Source organism: Microbacterium sp. NPDC056052, assembly GCF_042266785.1.
In the GTDB taxonomy this organism is placed as follows: Bacteria; Actinomycetota; Actinomycetes; order Actinomycetales; family Microbacteriaceae; genus Microbacterium.
In genome coordinates this window covers 217,923-235,231 of sequence record NZ_JBHJWV010000005.1, presented here as the reverse complement: position 1 = coordinate 235,231, position 17,309 = coordinate 217,923, and the positions used below count along the sequence as shown (strand labels likewise).

General features: G+C 72.0%; 16 protein-coding genes. 7 read left to right on the top strand and 9 right to left on the bottom strand.

Annotated features, from left to right (window positions below; translation table 11 throughout):
• Positions 1-256: 256 nt before the first annotated feature.
• Both ACFC1J_RS11785 and ACFC1J_RS11780 read right to left on the bottom strand, forming a co-directional pair.
• Complete coding sequence (locus tag ACFC1J_RS11785; protein WP_375905885.1) at positions 257-1,918, bottom strand: glycoside hydrolase family 13 protein; 1,662 nt, start codon at positions 1,916-1,918, stop codon at positions 257-259.
• A 164-nt stretch (positions 1,919-2,082) separates the two neighbouring features.
• Positions 2,083-3,012, bottom strand: a complete 930-nt coding sequence (locus ACFC1J_RS11780) for an NAD(P)-dependent oxidoreductase (protein WP_375905882.1) — start codon at positions 3,010-3,012, stop codon at positions 2,083-2,085.
• A 133-nt stretch (positions 3,013-3,145) separates the two neighbouring features.
• Between ACFC1J_RS11780 and ACFC1J_RS11775 the strand changes: the two genes are divergently transcribed.
• On the top strand, positions 3,146-4,702 hold the full coding sequence (locus tag ACFC1J_RS11775) for an SDR family NAD(P)-dependent oxidoreductase (RefSeq protein WP_375905880.1): 1,557 nt from the start codon (positions 3,146-3,148) through the stop codon (positions 4,700-4,702).
• 255 nt (positions 4,703-4,957) lie between these two features.
• Entirely contained in the window at positions 4,958-5,386 is a 429-nt protein-coding gene (locus ACFC1J_RS11770) for a DUF1761 domain-containing protein (protein WP_375905877.1), read from the top strand.
• A 137-nt stretch (positions 5,387-5,523) separates the two neighbouring features.
• Here ACFC1J_RS11770 and ACFC1J_RS11765 read toward each other — a convergent pair whose 3' ends face one another.
• The 4 genes from ACFC1J_RS11765 to ACFC1J_RS11750 all read right to left on the bottom strand — a co-directional run bounded on the left by ACFC1J_RS11765 (position 5,524) and on the right by ACFC1J_RS11750 (position 7,861).
• Positions 5,524-6,114 carry a dihydrofolate reductase family protein gene (locus ACFC1J_RS11765; RefSeq protein WP_375905874.1) on the bottom strand — a complete coding sequence of 197 codons (591 nt, stop codon included), beginning with the start codon at positions 6,112-6,114 and terminating at the stop codon, positions 5,524-5,526.
• Between the two features lie 168 nt (positions 6,115-6,282).
• Positions 6,283-6,984, bottom strand: a complete 702-nt coding sequence (gene purQ / locus ACFC1J_RS11760) for a phosphoribosylformylglycinamidine synthase subunit PurQ (RefSeq protein ID WP_375906212.1) — start codon at positions 6,982-6,984, stop codon at positions 6,283-6,285.
• Positions 6,985-6,986: 2 nt separating this feature from the next.
• On the bottom strand, positions 6,987-7,235 hold the full coding sequence (purS, locus tag ACFC1J_RS11755; protein WP_045271780.1) for a phosphoribosylformylglycinamidine synthase subunit PurS: 249 nt from the start codon (positions 7,233-7,235) through the stop codon (positions 6,987-6,989).
• A 104-nt stretch (positions 7,236-7,339) separates the two neighbouring features.
• A complete protein-coding gene (locus ACFC1J_RS11750) occupies positions 7,340-7,861 on the bottom strand; it encodes an adenine phosphoribosyltransferase (RefSeq protein WP_375905870.1) in 522 nt (173 codons plus the stop codon).
• Between the two features lie 315 nt (positions 7,862-8,176).
• Between ACFC1J_RS11750 and ACFC1J_RS11745 the strand changes: the two genes are divergently transcribed.
• The 4 genes from ACFC1J_RS11745 (at position 8,177) to ACFC1J_RS11730 (ending at position 12,741) form a co-directional block, all read left to right on the top strand.
• Complete coding sequence (locus ACFC1J_RS11745) at positions 8,177-9,649, top strand: glycoside hydrolase family 1 protein (protein ID WP_375905867.1); 1,473 nt, start codon at positions 8,177-8,179, stop codon at positions 9,647-9,649.
• Between the two features lie 3 nt (positions 9,650-9,652).
• Entirely contained in the window at positions 9,653-10,723 is a 1,071-nt protein-coding gene (locus ACFC1J_RS11740) for a LacI family DNA-binding transcriptional regulator (protein WP_375905864.1), read from the top strand.
• A gap of 81 nt (positions 10,724-10,804) precedes the next feature.
• Complete coding sequence (locus ACFC1J_RS11735; protein ID WP_375905861.1) at positions 10,805-12,118, top strand: sensor histidine kinase; 1,314 nt, start codon at positions 10,805-10,807, stop codon at positions 12,116-12,118.
• Positions 12,115-12,741: a response regulator gene (locus ACFC1J_RS11730; RefSeq protein ID WP_375905858.1), complete on the top strand. Its 627-nt coding sequence runs from the start codon at positions 12,115-12,117 to the stop codon at positions 12,739-12,741. Before ACFC1J_RS11735 ends, ACFC1J_RS11730 begins: the two co-directional genes overlap by 4 nt.
• Positions 12,742-12,878: 137 nt before the next feature.
• On the opposite strand, the gene ACFC1J_RS11725 is transcribed toward ACFC1J_RS11730, so the two are convergent.
• Both ACFC1J_RS11725 and ACFC1J_RS11720 read right to left on the bottom strand, forming a co-directional pair.
• On the bottom strand, positions 12,879-13,937 hold the full coding sequence (locus ACFC1J_RS11725) for a hypothetical protein (protein ID WP_375905855.1): 1,059 nt from the start codon (positions 13,935-13,937) through the stop codon (positions 12,879-12,881).
• Positions 13,938-13,948: 11 nt separating this feature from the next.
• Complete coding sequence (locus ACFC1J_RS11720) at positions 13,949-14,824, bottom strand: DUF1266 domain-containing protein (protein WP_375905852.1); 876 nt, start codon at positions 14,822-14,824, stop codon at positions 13,949-13,951.
• Between the two features lie 104 nt (positions 14,825-14,928).
• Here ACFC1J_RS11720 and ACFC1J_RS11715 point away from each other — a divergent pair, with 104 nt between their 5' ends.
• On the top strand, positions 14,929-15,672 hold the full coding sequence (locus ACFC1J_RS11715; protein WP_375905849.1) for a TetR/AcrR family transcriptional regulator: 744 nt from the start codon (positions 14,929-14,931) through the stop codon (positions 15,670-15,672).
• Here ACFC1J_RS11715 and ACFC1J_RS11710 read toward each other — a convergent pair whose 3' ends face one another.
• Positions 15,673-17,019 (bottom strand): uracil-xanthine permease family protein, encoded by a 1,347-nt coding sequence (locus ACFC1J_RS11710; RefSeq protein ID WP_375905846.1) that lies wholly within the window; start codon positions 17,017-17,019, stop codon positions 15,673-15,675.
• Between the last annotated feature and the right edge of the window lie 290 nt (positions 17,020-17,309).

Here is a 17,309-nt window from a genome sequence, read left to right as displayed (position 1 = left end):
CGCGAGCACGACCTGCGCCGGGCTCACGTACCGCGAGATAGAAAACGTCGCGCCCCGGGCTGTGCGGGGCGCGAAAAGCATCTTGCCGTGGCGCGCTCCGGGCCGGGAGATGGAAAACGTCGCTGGCGGATGCGCGCGAGCGACGTTTTCCATCTCTGGGCTCAGGGATCCGCCGGGGCTCACGGATCCGCCGGGACTCACGGACCCGCCCGGGCTCGCCGGGCCCGTCCGGGTTCACCGGAGCCCGGGCGCCGTCTCAGTCGATCGTGTACCAGGCGGCGGAGTTCGCGGGCAGCACGGTCCCGGCCTCGGGGGCGCTGTGCACCACGAGCGCGGCGCCGTCCGGCAGCGACAGGGGCGCCTCGCCCAGGTTCGCCGCCACGTGCAGGTCCCCGCGACGGAACGCGACCGCGTCGGATCCCAGGTCCTCCCAGATGAGGGATCCGGATCCGAGCCCGCGCTCCTTGCGCAGCCGGAGCAGCGTCTTGTACAGCTCCAGGGTGGAGCTGTCCGCACCCTCCTCTGCAGCGCGCGCGTGCTCGGCCCACTCGGCGGGCTGCGGCAGCCACGAGGCGCCGGTGTCGTTGAAGCCGTAGGACGGCGTGGCGCCGCTCCACGGCAGCGGCACGCGGCAGCCGTCGCGTCCGTAGCGCTCGCCGCTCGTGCGGAACCAGGTGGGATCCTGCCGGAACTCGTCCGGGATGTCCATCGCCTCGGGCAGACCCAGCTCCTCGCCCTGGTACAGGTAGGCGGATCCGGGCAGCGAGAGCATCACCGTGGTCGCGGCGCGGGCGCGCGCGAGGCCGAGAGCCGCATCGGGCTTGGGGTCGTCCCGCGGGCCGATGCCGTCGCCCTGCGGGTTGTCCCAGGTGAGGGCGAGGCGCGAGGCGTGGCGCACCACGTCGTGGTTCGAGAGCACCCAGGTGCTCGGGGCGCCGACGGCCCCGAACGCGTCGAGGGAGTCGCGGATCACGGCGCGCAGCTCCTCGGCGTTCCACGGCGTCATCAGGTAGTTGAAGTTGAACGCCTGGTTCATCTCGTCGGGGCGCACCCACAGCGCGATCTGGTCGAGCGTGGGCAGCCAGGCCTCCGCGCACAGCGCGCGGTCGCCGTCGTACGCCGCGAGCACGTCGTGCCAGTCGCGGTAGATCTCGTGCACGCCGGGCTGGCCCCAGTAAGGCACGTCCTCCTGGTCGCCGCCCATGGAGTCGGCGCCGTCATCGGGCGTGTAGTCGGGCAGCCCCGCCTTCTTGATCATGCCGTGGGCGACATCCACGCGGAAGCCGTCGACGCCGCGGTCGAGCCAGAAGCGCAGTACGCCGCGGAACTCCTCGCGCACCTCTTCGTTCGTCCAGTCGAAGTCGGGCTGGCTCGGGTCGAAGATGTGCAGGTACCACTGGCCCGGCGTGCCGTCGGGTTCCGTGATCCGGGTCCACATGCCGCCGCCGAACACGCTCTGCCAGTTGTTCGGCGGCAGCTCTCCGTGCTCGCCCTTGCCGTCGCGGAAGATGTACCGCGCGCGCTCCGGGCTGCCGGGCGCGGCCTTCAGCGCCGCCTGGAACCAGCGGTGCTGGTCGGAGGAGTGATTGGGCACGAGGTCGACGATCACGCGGATGCCGCGGGCGTGCGCGGCCGCGAGCATCGTGTCGAAGTCCCCGAGCGTGCCGAACAGCGCGTCGACGCCGCGGTAGTCCGAGACGTCGTAGCCCGCATCCTTCTGCGGGCTGGGCATGAACGGGCTCAGCCAGATCGCGTCGACGCCGAGCTCCTGCAGCGCGTCCAGACGGGACGTGATGCCCGGCAGGTCGCCGATGCCGTCGCCGTTCGCGTCGGCGAAGGAGCGCGGGTAGATCTGGTAGATGACGGCGGTGCGCCACCACTCGGATCCGGGGGCGGACTGCTGCTCGATCTGGGCCATGCGATCAGGGTACCGGGATGCCGGCGGATCCCGGAAACGCGGGGATCGAATCGGTTCGAGCGTGCTTCCCCCACGGTCGTGGCGCGCCCTTCGACACGCTCAGGGACCGGCCGGAGGCGACCGAGACGAAACGCGGCGATCTCGCGGGGGCGTACCACCGGATTTCAGCGGGCGATGAGGTTCACCGGCTCCGCGCCCGCGACCATGCGGTCGATCTGCGTACGCACGAGGGCCGCGATGCGCGGGTTCATGGCGGTCGAGGCGCCGCCGACGTGCGGGGTGAACAGCACGCCGGGCGTGGTCCACAGGGGGTGGCCTTCCGGCAGCGGTTCCGGATCCATGACGTCCAGGGCGGCCCTGATGCGGCCGTTCTCGGCGACCAGCGCGTCCGTGTCGACGAGCGTGCCGCGGCCCACGTTCACCAGCAGCGCCCCGTCGGGCATGCGCGCGAGCATGGCCGCGTCGAACAGCCGGTGCGTGGCGGATCCGCCGGGCAGCGACAGGATCACGATCTCCGCGTCGGGCAGAAGCGCGGGCAGGTCGGCGAGCGCGTGCACGGCGATCTCGCCGACGCCGTCGATCATCTCGGTGCGGGCGGTCTGCGCGACCGCGGTGATGCTGGTCTCGAAGCCGGCGAGGCGACGGGCCACCGCCGTGCCGACGCCGCCGATGCCCACCAGCAGCACGCGCCGATCCGCGAGGCTCGATGTGAACGCCCGATCCCACATGCCCGCGTCCTGCGCGCGTACGAACCTCGGCAGCTCGCGCTGCGCCGCGAGCGTCAGCGCGAGGGCCAGCTCGGCGGTCGCCGGCTCGTGCACGCTGGCGGCGTTCGCGAACGGCACCCCGGCGGGCACCCGGCCGATCACGGCCTCGTAGCCGATCATCTGCCCCTGCACGAGACCGACCTCGACGCCGTCCAGCGCGGAGAAGCGCTGCCGTCCGAGGTACGACGGCACGACGATGTCGATCCGCGGTGCGGGCGGGGGCGTGGTCATGTCCCAGACCTGCACCTTCACGCCGTCGGGCAGCGGGCCCCGGGCGGCGATGTCGGCGGCGAGTTCGGCGGTGGGGACGGTGACGAGCAGGCTCACTCCTCGAGCGTATGCCCGAAGGCGGGGCTGCCGGTCAGGCCACTCGGCGCCGGCGGAGGTGCGGGCGTCTGTCGTGTGTGCGGGCGCAGGGAACCCGGGCTCTCATCCAGCCGGCTCGCGTAAAATCGTGACAATGACCGACGCCCCCTCCGACGCCCCGTCGACGCAGAGCGACCGCAGCGCCACGACAGGCGGTGACGTCGTCGGATCCGGCATCGATCCGACCGACCTCGCGACCACCCTCAGGGTGCTCGCCGAGCTGCACGGGCTCGATCAGGACCACCCCGATTTCATCGCCGTCCGCCGGGCGACCTCGGCCATGTTCAAGGCCGCCAAGCGCGTGCGTCGCAGGGAGATCCGCGATGCGATCGCCGAGGCCGACCGCGCCGTCATCGCGGCGACCGCGACGGGGGCTCCGGACCGCATCGACGACGAGACGCGCGGCCTCGACCTCGAGAGCAGCGTGACCGATGCGCCGATCGCGGGCGAGTTGCTGAAGCCCCGCAACTGCTACATCTGCAAGCAGCTGTACACGACGGTCGACGCGTTCTACCACCAGCTCTGCCCCGATTGCGCCCGGTTCAGCCACGGCAAGCGCAACGCCCGCACCGACCTCACGGGCAAGCGCGCGCTGCTCACGGGTGGGCGCGCCAAGATCGGCATGCACATCGCGCTACGGCTGCTCCGCGACGGCGCGCACACCACCATCACGACGCGGTTCCCGCGCGACGCGGTGCGCCGGTTCGCGGCGCTGCCCGACTCGGCCGACTGGCTGCACCGGCTCCGCGTGGTCGGCATCGACCTCCGCGACCCCGCCCAGGTGATCGCGCTCGCGGACTCGGTCGCCGCACAGGGCCCGCTCGACATCCTCATCAACAACGCGGCGCAGACCGTGCGCCGCTCGCCTGGTGCGTACTCGCTGCTCGCCGACGCCGAGCTGCAGCCGCTCCCGAACGGTCCGCTGCCCGAGATGGAGACCTTCGGGCACACCGCGGATCCGCACCCCGAGGCCCTGCAGGCCTCGGTCGACGCGCACCCGCTGCTGTCGATCGCGTCGCTCGGCGGCACGATCGCCGAGCAGGGAGGGCAGGCGCTCACGGCCGAGGAGCTGGCCCGGCTCGCGATGGCGCCCGGATCCTCCTCCCTCGCGAAGCACGCGGACGGCACGGCGATCGACGCGGGCGGCCTCGTGCCCGATGTGAACCGCGTGAACAGCTGGGTGCAGAGCGTGGATCAGGTGGATCCGCTCGAGATGCTCGAGGTGCAGCTCTGCAACACGACGGCGCCGTTCCTGCTCATCAGCCGGCTGCGTCCGGCGATGGCCGCCTCGCCCGCGCGGCGCACGCACATCGTGAACGTCTCGGCGATGGAGGGCCAGTTCTCCCGTCGGTACAAGGGCCCGGGGCACCCGCACACCAACATGGCCAAGGCCGCGCTGAACATGCTCACCCGCACGAGCGCCGGCGAGATGCTGGAGACCGACGGGATCCTGATGACCGCCGTCGACACGGGCTGGATCACCGACGAGCGCCCGCACTACACGAAGGTGCGCCTCGCCGAGGAGGGCTTCCACGCCCCGCTCGACCTCGTCGACGGCGCGGCCCGCGTGTACGACCCGATCGTGCGCGGCGAGGCGGGCGAGGACGTCCACGGCGTGTTCCTGAAGGACTACGAGCCCAGCCCCTGGTGACCCCGCCCCGGTGCCCCTTACCTCTGTGCCCCCTCCTCCGGTGCCCCCGCCCCCGGTGACCCTTGCCTCTGGTGCCCCCTCCTCCGGCCGCCCTCTCGCCGGTCCCCTACTTTCGAGTCGTCCCCGTCAGCGGCGCCTATAGCGTGCGCTGACGGGGACGACTCGAGGTGGGAGGCTCGTTGCGGCGCGTCGGCGGCGGTACTCTGAGCGCACCGGGCCGCTGCCGGCGTCCGGCACCGAAGCGAGGAGGCTGTCATGGTTCCCGAGATCAACTACTGGGCCGTACTGCTGGCGACCGCGTCGAGCATGGTCGTCGGATCCATCTGGTACGCCCGCGGCGTTCTCGGCACCCGCTGGGCCCGCCTTGCCGGGGTCGACCTCGACAACCCCAAGGGCAGCCCGGTCCTCGCCATCATCGCGACCGTGATCGTGAGCTTCGTCACGGCCTGGGTGCTCGCCGGGGCCACGGCGATCGCCTGGCATTTCTACGGCCGATCCTTCTTCATCTCGGCACTGGTCACGGCGATCACGCTGTGGATGGGGTTCACGGCGGCGCGGTTCATCACGCACGACGCCTTCGAAGGGCGCCCCAGCTCGCTGACCGTGCTGAACATCGCGCACGAACTCGTCACGGTCGTGGTCATGGCCGTCCTGATCGGCGTCTGGCCGCCCGCCCTCGGCTGACCGCGCCCCCTTCTACTTCGAGTCGTCCCCGTCAGCGGCGCCCATAGCGTGCGCTGACGGGGACGACTCGAAGTAGGGAGGCGCTCCAAGGGGGCGAGGGCGAGTGGCGAGGTGAGTGGGGCGGGTGAGCTGGGGGATCAGCGGCGGATGGCGTAGCGGTGCAGGGTGACGCCCTGGTCGTAGGCGGTCTGCTCGAGCAGGTCGAGGATCACCGGAGATCTGGTCTCGCCGGGGCGCGGATCGTCGAACAGCGGGCGGCCGGATCCGAGGATCGCCGGGTGCGTGAACAGCAGGAGCTCGTCGAGAAGGCCCGCCTCGAGCAGCGCGGTGGCGAGCGTCGCCCCGCCGACGCCGATGCTGCCCTCGGTCTCTGCACGCACCTCCGCGAGCCGGGAGACCGCATCCTCGCCGATGACCCGCGTGTGGAACGGCGCCTCGGTGCGGGTGCGGGAGACGAGGATCTTCGGCTTGTCGGTCCAGATCGCGCCGTACTCCTGCATGTACTCGGGCAGTGACCGGTCGTCGCGCGCCGCGGGCCAGAACGACTCCATGATCTCGAACACGCGCCGGCCCTGCACCATGAGGGCGAGTTCCGCGGCACGTCGGTTGAACTCGCGATGCAGCGGCTCGTCGATCCGCATCCAGTCGCCGCCGCCGTCCTCGCCGGGGGCGGCTTCGATCCGCAGGTCGAGGGACACGTTCATCCAGTACACGAACCGGCCGGCCATGCGCCTCTCCCATCGTCGGGGACGCTCTCGACGCTAACCCCGGCCACCCGCTCGCGCAACGCCCCCCCGTGGGAACCCTCCACAGACCGAGTCGTCCCCGTCAGCGGACCCTGGGGGATCCGCTGACGGGGACGACTCGGAAGGTGGAGGGGGGAGAGGAAGCGGGGGCTAGGCGGCTACGCGGGCGATCGCGGCGATCGCGCTCGTGAAGAACGGCAGACCGTCGACCCCGCTGCGCATGGCGGCGGAGGTGTCGGGGCCGAAGCCGGGCTCTGTCGCGTGCTCGGGGTGCGGCATCAGGCCCACGACGTTGCCGCCGGGGTTGGTGAGGCCGGCGATGTCGCGGAGGGATCCGTTCGGGTTCACGCCCGCGTAGCGGAAGGCGACGAGGCCCTCGCCCTCGATGCGGTCGAGCGTCTCGTCTGCGGCGATGTAGCCGCCCTCGGCGTTCTTGAGCGGGATGATGATCTCCTGCCCGCGGGAGAACTCGTTCGTCCAGGCTGTGTCGGCGTTCTCGACCGTGAGCCTCTGGTCGCGCCGCACGAAGTGCTGGTGGTCGTTGCGGATCAGGCCGCCGGGCAGCAGGTGCGCCTCGACGAGCATCTGGAAGCCGTTGCAGATCCCGAGGATCGGCATGCCCTTGGCCGCCGCGTCCTTGACCTCGGTCATGATCGGCGAGAGTGCGGCGATCGCGCCGCTGCGCAGGTAGTCGCCGTAGCTGAAGCCGCCGGGCAGGATCACGGCGTCGACGCCGTCGAGGTCGTGCGCCCCGTGCCAGAGCGCGACCGGCTCGGCGCCGGCGATGCGCACGGCGCGCTGGGCGTCGCGGTCGTCGAGGGAACCGGGGAAGGTGACGACCCCGATCCGCACCGTCACTCGGCGACCTCGATGCCGACGACGTCCTCGATCACGGAGTTGGAGAGCACCTCTTCGGCGATCCGCCGGGCCTCGGCGAGCACGTCGTCGGTGACCTCGCCGTCGACGGTGAGCTCGAAGCGCTTGCCGATGCGGACGTCGCTGAACGCGGTCACGCCGGTGCGGGCGAATGCTCCGGAGACGGCCTTCCCCTGCGGGTCGAGCAGTTCGGACTTGGGCATGACGTCGACGACGATGGTGGGCATTCGAGGCTCCGAAATGTCGCGGGAGGGGGCAGCGGCCAGTCTATCGCGCGGAAACAGGGCCTTCGGCCGGGGCGGCCGGGCGCCAGAACGAGGGGCGGAGCCGCTCAGCTGTGGAACACGGTGTGCACGTCGCCGGCGACGTCGCGGCCGCCCAGCCCGTCGATCTCGAAGAGCACCGAGATCCCGGCGACGCGATAGCCGAGCTGTTCCACGATCCTGCGGCCCGCGGCCAGGGTGCCGCCGGTGGCGAGCACGTCGTCGATGAGCAGGATCCGGGATCCCGCGGGCAGGTCGTCGTGCATCTCGATCGTGGCGGTGCCGTACTCCAGCGCGTAGTCCACGGACGCGGCCGGCAGGGGCAGCTTGCCCGCCTTGCGGATCGGCACGAAGCCGGTGCCCGCCTCGATCGCCGCGGCTCCGGCGAGGATGAAGCCACGGGCCTCGATGCCCGCGACCACGTCGAAGGATCCGCGGAACGGCGCGACCAGGGCCTCGGTCGTCGCCTGCAGGGCCTCGCGGTCAGCCAGCAGCGGCGTGATGTCGCGGAACAGGATGCCCGGCTCCGGGTGGTCCGGGATCGAGCGGATGAGCGATTCGGCACGGACGAGCGCGGGCGAGGAGGTCACCGGTCCAGGGTACGCGGTGCGGTCTCGGGTGCGTGGTGTGCCGAACTCAGTTGAATCGGAGGTTGCAGATCGCCGATCGGGCCGCGCGTGCACGAAGCGACTGAGTACCGTACGGATCGGCGGGACTACCGTGCCTGTTGACATCGTGGGAGCGCTCCCATAACCTGATCCGGATCGCCGGGAGAGCCCTCATGCGGCACGAGCGATGCGGCACGAGCGCCGCAGCGCGGCGTCCGCGACGGGCACCCCCTCGCGAACCCCGCCACGAAGCCACCACCGCGCCGACCCGACGACGCACCGAGCGAAGGAGCGCCCTTGAACACGTCCGTCCGCCGATTCCCCGACGGCTTCCTGTTCGGGGCCGCCACCGCCGCCTACCAGATCGAGGGCGCCGCCTTCGAGGACGGTCGCACCGCGTCGATCTGGGACGCCTTCGCCCGAGAGCCCGGCGCCGTGCGGAACGGCGAGACCGGCGACGTCGCGTGCGACCACTACCACCGCTACGCCGACGACGTGCGGCTCATGGGCGAGCTGGGCCTGCAGGCCTACCGCTTCTCCACCTCCTGGGCGCGGGTGCGCCCGGACGGCGGCGCGGTCAACCCCGCCGGCCTCGCGTTCTACGACCGCCTCGTCGACGAGCTGCTCGCGGGAGACATCGTCCCCTGGCTCACGCTGTACCACTGGGACCTGCCCCAGGTGCTCGAGGAGAAGGGCGGCTGGACCTCGCGCGACACCGTGGAGCGCTTCGTCGAGTACGCGCTCAGCGTGCACGACGCGCTCGGCGACCGCGTGCAGCACTGGACCACGCTGAACGAACCGTGGTGCTCCTCGTTCCTGTCCTACACCGCGGGTGTGCACGCGCCGGGCCGGGTCGGCATCGAGGACGGCCTGCTCTCCGCGCACCACCTGCTGCTCGCGCACGGCCGCACCGTCCGGGCGCTGCGGGAGCGGGATCCTCAGCTCGACCTGGGGATCACGCTGAACCTCACGGTCGCGGATCCCGCCGATGCGCGCGACCCCGCCGACGTCGACGCCGCGCGCCGGATCGACGGGCAGTTCAACCGCTGGTTCCTGGATCCGGTGCTCCGCGGCGCCTATCCGGCCGACGTCGTCTCCGACATCCGCGAGGTGGATCCGATCGCGGTGCGTCGCTGGGCCGCCGCGATCCACGACGGCGACCTGGACACCATCGCCGCGCCGCTGGACTGCCTGGGCATCAACTACTACCACGGAGAGCTGCTCTCCGGGACGCCGCAGCCGGGCAGCGAGGGCACGCCGCACGACAGCGGCGTCGAGGGCGAGAACGCGCGGCGCACCCGCTCCCCGTTCCCCGCCGCGGACGACGTGCACTGGGTCGAGCGCGGGCTGCCGCGCACGGGCATGGGCTGGGAGGTGCAGCCCGAAGGGCTCACCCGGCTGCTGCGCCGGCTCGGCACCGAGTACGCGCCGGGGCTGCCGCTCTATGTGACCGAGAACGGCGCGGCGTACGACGACGAGCTCGAGGGCGGGCGCGTGGATCCCGCGACGGGGATCACGACCGGCGGGGTCGTGCACGATGCGGAGCGGGCCATGTTCCTGCGCGAGCACGTCGCGGCGACCTACGACGCGATCGAGGAGGGCGTCGACGTGCGCGGCTACTTCGCGTGGTCTCTGCTCGACAACTACGAGTGGTCCTGGGGCTACGGCAAGCGGTTCGGGATCGTGCGGGTCGACTACGGCACGCAGGAGCGGATCGTGAAGGATTCCGGGCGCGAGTACGCCAGGATCATCGCGGCCCGGGCGGTCTGAGACATGGACGACGGGTCGGGCACGGGCGCCGGGCGGGGGAGGTCGCTGCCGGCTCCGCTCGGCGGCGGACCGGCCACGATCGAGGAGGTCGCCGCCGCGGCGGGCGTCTCCCGGTCGACCGTGTCGCGGGTCGTGAACGGGTCGACCGCGGTGAGCCCGCACGCGCTCGCGGCGGTGCAGGACGCGATCGCGCGCCTCGGCTACGTCCCCAACCGGGCGGCGCGCTCGCTCGCCCTGCGGCAGACGCACGCGATCGCGCTCGTCGTGCCGGAGGACACCCGGCGCTTCTTCGGCGACCCCTACTTCGGCGCCGTCGTGGCGGGGATCAGCGACCGGATCGCGCGTTCGGACTACATCCTGAACCTGCTGATCGCGAGCGACGACCCGGGCGGCCGGATGACGGGCTTCGTGCGCAACGGGGGAGTGGACGGCGCGATCATCCTGTCCCACCACAACAGCGACGCCTTCGTCGACCGCATCGTCGAGGCGGTGCCCGTCGTGTTCGGCGGTCGCCGCACGAACGGCGCGGAGGACGACTGGTTCGTGGACGTGGACAACGTCACCGGCGGACGTCAGGCCGTCGAGCACCTGCGGAGCATCGGGCGACGGCGGATCGCGACCGTGACCGGACCGCTGTCGATGGCGGGCGGCGTGGACCGGCTCGCCGGCTTCCGCGAGCGGCTCGCCGAGGACGGGCTGGAGCCGTTCGCCGAGATCCCGGGCGACTACTCCGAGGCCAGCGGAGCGCGCGCCGCGCAGGAGCTGCTCGCGCGCGCCGCCGAACAGGGAGGCGCGCTGCCCGACGCGGTCTTCGCCGCGAGCGACCTCATGGCCCGCGGCGTGCTGCGCACGCTCCGCGGTGCGGGCGTGCGGATTCCCGAGGACGTCGCGATCGTCGGTTTCGACGACTCTCCCGTGGCGCTCTCGACGGATCCGCCGCTCACGACGATCCGCCAGCCCATGCATGCGCAGGGCGTGGCGCTCGCCGGCGTGCTGATCGACCGGCTCACGGGATCCGCTCCTCCGCACCGGACGACCCTCGGCACCGAGCTGGTGGTGCGCGGGTCGGCGTGAGCCCGGCGGGCCAGGCGGGGCGGGCGAGCAGTAGCCGATCGGCTGATGCGGATCGGCTCGCGGCGTTCGTAGGCTGAGCCCATGGAAACGCGGTCGGAGGCGCAGCACGAGGCGGCCCGCGGCGACGGCGTGCGCGGGATCCTCGCGCCGGTGCGATTCGGACCTGCGCTGCAGGTGGTGCTCATCGCGCTGATCGTCGTGAGTGCGATCCGGTACCTGCTGCGGCACGGCGAGGGCGAGAACGCCGTGCCGGTCCTCGCCGTCGCCGCCGTGCTCGTGGTGGCCGCCGTGCTGCAGGGGCTCGTCCCCCGTCGCGGCGCGTGGCCGGCGACGTGGGCGCTCGTGGCGTGCGTGCTCTGGGCGGCCCTGACGCTCGTGGCTCCGTCGTTCGGATGGTGCGCCGTCCCGCTCGCCTTCGCGGTGCTGCAGATCCTCCCGTTCTGGCCGGCGACGGCCGCGATCACCGCGATGACCGCGGTGGTGATCGTCGCGGAGCTGCGCCTGGCCGCGCTGTTCGACCCGACGCTCGTCGCCGGTCCGATCGGGATCGCGTTCGCCACGATCGTGGCCTACCGCGCGCTGGACCGCGAGGCGCGCGCCCGTCAGCAGCTGCTCGACGAGCTCACCGCGACGCAGGCCGACCTCTCCGCCGTGCAGCACCGCGCCGGCGTGCTCGCCGAACGCGCCAGGGTGTCGCGCGAGATCCACGACTCCGTCGGGCAGGACCTGTCCAGCATCAACCTCCTGCTGCAGGCTTCCGAACAGGGCTGGGAGCGCCGGCCCGACGCCGCCAGGGAGCAGGTGCGCGCGGCCGCGGGTATGGCGCGGTCCGCGCTCGACGAAGTGCGCCGCGTGGTGCGCGACCTCGCCCCCGGGGAGCTCGAGGGCGCTGCCGGATCGCTCCCCGCCGCGCTCGCCCGCGTGGTCGCAGAGGCCGCGGGGCGCGGCGTCGACGTGCAGTTCCGCAACCACGGCACCGCGACCGAGGTGCCCCTCCCGATGGCGTCGGCCATCATCCGCACCACGCGCGGGGCGCTCGCGAACGTCGCGGAGCACGCCCGCGCCACCCGAGCTGTGGTGAGCCTGACTGCGCAGCCCGATGAGCTGCGCCTCGACATCCGCGACGACGGGATCGGCTTCGACACCCGGCCCTCCGCGATGTCGGCCAGGGCCGTGCAGCGCCGCGGGGCGGGACGCGGTCAGGGCATCCCGGGGATGGCGGAGCGGATCGCACAGCTCGGCGGCGAGCTGCAGGTCGAGAGCGCCCCGGGGGAGGGGACGACGCTGTCGCTCGTCTTCCCCCTCGCCCAGGACGGATGGGGCGAGAACGGATCGGGACCGGATCCGCAGGGTGAGCGCGGACCGGGATCGGATCCGCAGGAGGAGAGTCGATGACCCTTCGGATCGTGCTCGTGGACGACCACCCCGTGGTCCGCGCCGGCGTGCGCGCCCTGCTCGAGTCGACGGACGACCTCGTGGTCGTGGGCGAGGCGTCGAACGCCGTCGACGCCGTCCGGGTGGTCGAGGCCGAGCGACCGGACGTGGTGCTCATGGACCTCAGCCTGGGCGACGGGGAGGGCGGGATCGTCGCGACGGGGCGTCTTCGCGCGCTGCCCGATCCGCCGGCCGTGCTCGTGCTGACCACCTACGACAGCGAGTCGGACATCCTGCGCGCCCTGGACGCCGGAGCGGCCGGCTACCTCCTCAAGGACGCGCCGCCGGATCAGCTCTTCGCGGGAATACACGCGGTCTTCCGGGGCGAGCCGGCGCTCGCGCCCTCGGTCGCCGCCGTGCTCATGCGCCGTGCCGCCTCGCCCGAGCCGCGCATGACCGAGCGCGAGGTCGAGGTGCTGGAGCTGCTGGCCGACGGACTCGGCAACCGCGAGCTCGCGAAGGCCCTGTTCGTCTCGGAGGCGACCGTGAAATCGCACCTCTCCCACATCTACGGCAAGCTGGGCGTCGACACCAGGGCGGGAGCCGTCGCCGTCGCGATCGAGCAGCGCATCATCCGACGCTGACCGCGGCGGAGGCGGGGCGCAGACAGGCTCAGCAGCGATCCGGCGCCGCAGACGCCGAAGCGCCCCGCCTCCCTGCCGTGCACAGCGCAGGAGACGGGGCGTCGGTCGCCGATTCCCCAAGAGATCGGCGCCTGCGGTCAACCCCCTGATCGCAGGATCGCCCCGCCGAACAGCGCGAACGCCGTGATCCCTGCGGAGAGGATCACCGCCGCCGACACGCCGGCCACGGCGAACAGGGACACGCCCTGCCCGCCGAGGCGCTGTCCGCCCAGCCCGATCGCCACGCCCTCCGGTCGTTCGATCGGGCCGGTGCTCTCGTCGCGGTACGGGCCCGTCCGCGCCGCGAAGCGTCGGTGCAGCTCTTCGGCGAGCTGCACGGTCCCCTGCATCACGTCCGGTCGGTCGAACCGGGTGCTGCCGGGCAGGTAGACGTAGGCGCGGTCCTCGACCAGTTCGAGCTCGGCGCCGGCGCCGAGGTCCAGGACCCGCGCCATGAGGTCGGGCGTGAAGATGTAGAGGGCGTCGCGCTGATAGCCCTCGGGCACGAGCAGCTGGAAGGTCGACGCGAAATGCCCCTCCAGATCCATCCGCGCGCCGCCCAGCCCCAGGGTGGGCACGATGCTGCGGCGCCGGTTGCGCAGCACGATGTGCGGGACCTTCGCGGGCAGCGGCAGCTCGATGAAGGCGAACGGGCGCTGCACGGTCGCGACCTCGTCCCGACCGCCGACCGAGTGCGCGAGGCCCAGCTCGAACGGGATGCGCGCGTCCTCCGAGGCGATCACGCCGCGCTCGATCGAGCGGCGCATGCGCGTGAACGCCGAACCCGGACGTCGGGTGCCCTGCAGCAGATCCGCATAGGCCCACCCGTTCGCCCACGCGAACATCGCGAGGCGTGCGCGACGGGAGAGGGCCACGGCGTACCAGACGAAGCCGAACGCCCCCAGCACGCCGTAGAAGACGCCGAACACGGCGACGAGCGGCACCCGTGCGAGCATCCCGATCGAGCCCAGCCACCAGAGCGCGATGACGATCGCCGCCGTGAGCAGCAGCACCCCGGCGAGCACGGCGAAGAAGCGCCGGTGCAGGGGAATGCGCGCCGCGCGCTCGTAGGCGAGCAGCGTGCGCATGCCCGGAGGGGTCCGCAGGGCCGAGAGATCGACCCGGATCGGCTCCGCGGCGCGCGGATCCGTGCTCATGCGCCCCTCGCTCACCCGACTCGCCAGGGCAGGGACGCCCACGGCCCGTTGCGCTTCGCGGTCGACGCCGCCTTGAACTCGGACCAGCCGTCGCCGAACTTGTCGAAGGTCTTCTCGCCGATCACGCCGTCGCTCCAGTGCATCACGCGGCCCGTGATGTAGCTCAGGCCGAAGTCGGCCCAGGAGGAGAACGCCGGGCGGCCCTCCTCGTTGATGCGGTGGATGATCGCGCGCGCCTCTGGCACGTCGGCGTGCCCCAGGGCGACGCCCCAGGTCGCGAGCGCCACAGCCTGGCCGAGCGCGTAGCCGTCGAGGGTGCGGACGTAGACGTCGGGAGTGACGATGTCCTTGCCGACGAGCTTGCGCACCTGCGTCTCGACGCCCTCGATCGCCGCGACGAAAGAGCGGGCGTCGCGCTTGTCGCCTCCCGCCTCGATGATCGCGGCCGTCCACTCCTTGGACTTCGGCACGCGGCCGAGGCGTCCCGCGAGCTCGGCGCGGATGGCGAGGCACGTCACCCACACGTCGCGGCGACGCCGGACCGTGACGAGCCGTTCGATGCCGGCGAGCCATTCCTCGCGGGTCGCGACGCCCCACATCTCGACGAGCCGCTTCTTCTCGCCTGCGCTCAGCGCGGACGCGGTCGGGTCGTTCCACGGGCCGGACGGCTGGTTCACGATCTGCAGGAAGCCGAGCGCGATCTCGTTCGCCTCGCGGTCATCGGTCGAGTACGCCTCGGAGGGCTTGACCTTCGCGGCCGGCATGATCCAGATCACCAGGAAGAACAGCACGACGACGCCGACGATGACCCACACCCACCACTGGGCGAAGAGCCAGCCGATGAGGCTGCCGAGGTCGTTCAGATCGACGCGGGCACTGCCGTGCATGAGGGTCCTCCGGTGTGAGGGTCTATGTAGGTTGAATGAATATTCAGTGATTAATGTAGCGAAAGGATCCGTCACCTGGAAAACGGATCCGGAAGGCACGGCGCATGGCACGCTCCCCGGAGCAGAACCGCGTCGCCCGGGAGCGCTCGCGCGAGAGCCTGCTCGAGGCGGCGATCGACGTCTTCGCCGAGCGCGGGATCGACGGCGCCACGATCTCCGACATCACCGGGCGCGCGGGCGTCGCGCAGGGGCTGGTCAACTACTACTTCGGCGGCAAGGAGCAGCTCGTCCAGGCCGTGATCGACCGCTGGTTCGACATGCTGCTCGGCATCGCGCACAGCGGCCCGCCGTCCGAGCAGGCGAGCGTGCCCCAGGCGCACGGAGCCGTCGCACGGTCCGCTGAGGAGCAGTCCCCGCCGTCCGCCGCGTCGCTTCCTCCGGAGGTGCGCCTCGCGGCCATCATCGACACTGCGCTCGGCATGACCGCGGTCGCCCTGCCCCTGCAGCGCGTGGTCGTCGCACTCCAGCAGCAGCCGACCACGCGGGCTCTGTTCGCGGAGGGGGAGCGGCGGCATATGGCGGGCGTCGTCGCCGCGGAGGACGCGGTGCGATCGATCTTCCGCGACCGCGGCGACGCGGATCCGGCGCTCGAGGAGATCATGCTCCGCAGCGTGCTCGACGGGATCGTCGGGCAGCGCATCATGTACGGCGACTCGTACCCGCTCGAGGAAGCCCGCCGCTGGGTGCACCGCCGCTACGGTCTGCCGGAGCCCGTGGCACCGCTTCCCGGCATGACGAAGCCCGCGCCGGGCTCGGGATCCGAGCCGCGCGCGCGGGCTTCGCGCTGATCAGGCGGGGTCGCCGCCCATCGGGCCGACGGCCTCGAGCGGGCGGGGGTCGTCCGCACCGGACTTGCGCAGCCGGGCGATCGCGTTGCCGCCGTGGTAGATGACGATCGCGGCCACCGTCGCGATGACGATGCCGCCGAGCACGAAGCCCGAGTCCTTGACCGCGATCGAGAACCCGCCGACCGCGATGACGAGCGCGACGGCAGCGGTGTACTGGTTCACGGGACGCGAGAAGTCGACGCGGTTGTCGACCCAGATCTTGATGCCGATCACGCCGATGAGACCGTAGAGCCCGGTCGTGATGCCGCCGAGCACGCCCGCGGGCACCGAATTGATGATCGCACCGAACTTCGGCGAGAGGCTGAGCAGGATCGCTGCGATGCCGGCGACCCAGTAGGCCGCGGTCGAGTACACCCTGGTCGACGCCATGACGCCGATGTTCTCGCCGTAGGTGGTCGTTCCGGATCCGCCGAAGAAGCCGGCGATCGTGGTCGAGACGCCGTCGGCGATGAGCGCCTTGCCGGTCTGTGCGTTGATCTCCGGATCCTCGACCATGGTCGCGACGCCGCGGACGTGACCGACGTTCTCGGCGATGAGCACGAGCACGACGGGGAGGAACATCGCGATGCCGCTCCACACGGTCGGCGTTCCGAAGTCGGGGAAGTGGAACGTGGGAAGGCCCACCCAGGCCGCCTTGTCGACCGCGGAGAAGTCGAGCTCGCCGCGGAACCCGGCGAAGATGTAGCCCGCGATCACGCCGAGGAAGATCGAGATCCGGCCCAGGAATCCGCGGAAAAGCACCGCGAACACGATCGTGATCGCGAGGGTGAAGGTCGCCGTGACGGGCGCCTTGGCGAAGTTGCCGTACGCGGCGCCGGCGAGGTTGAACCCGATGAGCGCGACGATCGTTCCCGCCAGCACGGGCGGCAGGAAGCGGTCCACCCACTTCACGCCGGCCACGTGCACGACGACGCCGATGATCGCGAGCAGCACGCCGACCGCGACGATGCCGGCGAGGGCCGCGCCGATCCCGCTGTCGCCGCCCGTCGCGTGGGCGGCGGTGGCGGCGGTCACCGGGGCGATGAACGCGAACGAGGATCCGAGGTAGCTGGGCAGCTTGTTCCGCGTGATGAGCAGGAACAGGATCGTGCCCACGCCGCTGAACAGCAGGGTCGTCGGCACCGGGAAGCCGGTGAGGATCGGCACGAGGAACGTCGCACCGAACATCGCCACGACGTGCTGCACGCCGATCGCGATCGTGGCGGGCCAGTTCAGGCGCTCATCGGGGCGGACGACGGCGCCGGGTTCGACGGTGCGTCCGTCGCCGTGGATCTTCCACAGGGACATGCGGACTCCTCGGGATCGGGGGGAGGGGGCTGGAGAAACCCTATCCTGGGCGTTCCCTGGGAGCAGGGATCTGGTCGTGACGGACCGTGTCCCACTTCTGGCAGACCGTGTCCCACTTCTGGCGGCACCGTGTCCCGAATCCGGCGGCGAAGTGGCCCATTTCGCAGCCGAAAGTGGGACATGGTTCTGCGCGAGCCCCGCCACGGGTGCCCGCTGCGGCTCCGGGCTGCCGGGCCCGGCCCAGGGCAGGCACCCGGCCCGGCCCCGGGCCCGGCCCCGGTCAGGCGCCG

Bases quoted from the DNA above. Each gene is read 5' to 3' on its own strand.
- ACFC1J_RS11785 (WP_375905885.1), bottom strand. From the start codon at position 1,918: ATGGCCCAGATCGAGCAGCAGTCCGCCCCCGGATCCGAGTGGTGGCGC.
- ACFC1J_RS11775 (WP_375905880.1), top strand. From the start codon at position 3,146: ATGACCGACGCCCCCTCCGACGCCCCGTCGACGCAGAGCGACCGCAGC.
- ACFC1J_RS11770 (WP_375905877.1), top strand. From the start codon at position 4,958: ATGGTTCCCGAGATCAACTACTGGGCCGTACTGCTGGCGACCGCGTCG.
- ACFC1J_RS11765 (WP_375905874.1), bottom strand. From the start codon at position 6,114: ATGGCCGGCCGGTTCGTGTACTGGATGAACGTGTCCCTCGACCTGCGG.
- purS (WP_045271780.1), bottom strand. From the start codon at position 7,235: ATGCCCACCATCGTCGTCGACGTCATGCCCAAGTCCGAACTGCTCGAC.
- ACFC1J_RS11740 (WP_375905864.1), top strand. From the start codon at position 9,653: ATGGACGACGGGTCGGGCACGGGCGCCGGGCGGGGGAGGTCGCTGCCG.
- ACFC1J_RS11735 (WP_375905861.1), top strand. From the start codon at position 10,805: ATGGAAACGCGGTCGGAGGCGCAGCACGAGGCGGCCCGCGGCGACGGC.
- ACFC1J_RS11730 (WP_375905858.1), top strand. From the start codon at position 12,115: ATGACCCTTCGGATCGTGCTCGTGGACGACCACCCCGTGGTCCGCGCC.
- ACFC1J_RS11725 (WP_375905855.1), bottom strand. From the start codon at position 13,937: ATGAGCACGGATCCGCGCGCCGCGGAGCCGATCCGGGTCGATCTCTCG.
- ACFC1J_RS11720 (WP_375905852.1), bottom strand. From the start codon at position 14,824: ATGCACGGCAGTGCCCGCGTCGATCTGAACGACCTCGGCAGCCTCATC.
- ACFC1J_RS11715 (WP_375905849.1), top strand. From the start codon at position 14,929: ATGGCACGCTCCCCGGAGCAGAACCGCGTCGCCCGGGAGCGCTCGCGC.
- ACFC1J_RS11710 (WP_375905846.1), bottom strand. From the start codon at position 17,019: ATGTCCCTGTGGAAGATCCACGGCGACGGACGCACCGTCGAACCCGGC.